The following is a 328-nucleotide window of genomic DNA, read 5'->3' on the forward strand; positions in this document are numbered from 1 at the left end:
CGGCCGCGTGACCAAGGAAGACCTGGTCAACTACGGCAAGGGCGGCGCCCCCGCCAGGGCCGCACCGGCCCCGGCCCCGGCGAAGCCGACGCCGGGCGCCCGCCCGGAAGAGCGCGTGCCGATGACCCGCATCCGCGCCCGCATCGCCGAGCGCCTGATGCAGTCGAAGAACTCCACCGCCATGCTCACCTCCTTCAACGAGGTGAACCTGGCCCAGGTCAGCAAGCTGCGCAAGGCGCTGGGCGAGGACTTCCAGAAGACCCACGGGGTCAAGCTCGGCTTCATGAGCTTCTTCGTGAAAGCGGCGGCCGAGGCGCTCAAGCGCTTC

At 70.1% G+C, this 328-nt stretch carries 1 protein-coding gene; it reads left to right on the plus strand.

Annotated features, from left to right (window positions below; all coding sequences use genetic code 11):
• Window positions 1-328 (plus strand): 2-oxo acid dehydrogenase subunit E2 (locus ACH65_RS18110; RefSeq protein WP_049624041.1); only part of this gene is annotated, 328 nt, incomplete at both ends.

Source organism: Frateuria defendens (assembly GCF_001182895.1).
GTDB lineage: Bacteria > Pseudomonadota > Gammaproteobacteria > Xanthomonadales > Rhodanobacteraceae > Frateuria_B > Frateuria_B defendens.